Raw genomic sequence first — 903 nt, 5'->3', positions numbered from 1 at the left:
TCGATGGTGATATCCGTTTACATGTTGAATGTGGAATGCTCCTACCACCCGCTCACCCTGACGATTGCGCACTACTTGATGAGTCACGCCCTGCACTTTACTGAAACTGGCATACACGCCCGCGCCATCGCTACACAGCACGGCATCCGGCGAGACAAGGGGCTTCAACACCGCGATAACTGTTTCGGCATTCATCTTTTCCAACTGAAAATCTGCATGATGGCCAGCACGGTCCTGCACCACCATCACCGGGATGTAATCCGGCCCGGTTCCCCGGGTTCGCCCCTTGCCACCACGATGTCGTGCCAGACGCGGCAGTCCGCGTTGCCCCTTGAACGACTCGAGGAAGAAGGTTTCATCGACCTCAACGATGCCCTCTTCCCGTGTGGCTTGATGGGCGGCCATCGCACGCAAGAAGCGGTGACGCCAGAGGAAGGCAGTGTTTTTGCTAACCCCGCAACGCAGAGCGGCCCGGCGGACAGTGAGTCCTTCAATGAGGGCTTGCGCATAGTCTTCCCAGCACTGCGCTTTACGTAATCTGGCCAAGGGGGTCTTGGTTAGCACGGAGCTGGTGCGCAGACACAGTTTGCAACGGTAGCGACGTAGTCCCCGACTCCATCCCCAGGGTGCCAGCTGATTGGCATCGGCCTGACAATGTGGGCAACCGCTGCATGCAGGTAGCTGGGCATTGAGTGAGGTAATGGTGTGGGGCGCAGTGAGCTCCTGCCGGGCAACACGGCGTTGGCGCAAGGTAAGCTGTGGAAAGAGAGACAACAGGTGTTGAAAGGCTGGGGTATCCATGATGGTAGACCTCAAGGTGATGGCCTACTTCAAGCTTAGCCTTTCAACACATAATTGGGACAGAGCCATTATAAAGAATTCGGGGCGCAGGTCGCCCCTTTT

General features: G+C 57.1%; 1 protein-coding gene. It reads right to left on the bottom strand.

The window, feature by feature from the left end:
- Window positions 1-801: IS1595 family transposase (locus CF137_RS21380; RefSeq protein ID WP_139721562.1), on the bottom strand; the 801-nt coding region annotated here is incomplete at its 3' end.
- Window positions 802-903 lie beyond the last annotated feature (102 nt).

This window comes from Aeromonas sobria (assembly GCF_006243315.1).
GTDB classification, from domain to species: domain Bacteria; phylum Pseudomonadota; class Gammaproteobacteria; order Enterobacterales; family Aeromonadaceae; genus Aeromonas; species Aeromonas sobria_A.
Note: the sequence above shows the minus strand (reverse complement) of the source record. Positions and strands in the feature narration are given on the sequence as shown.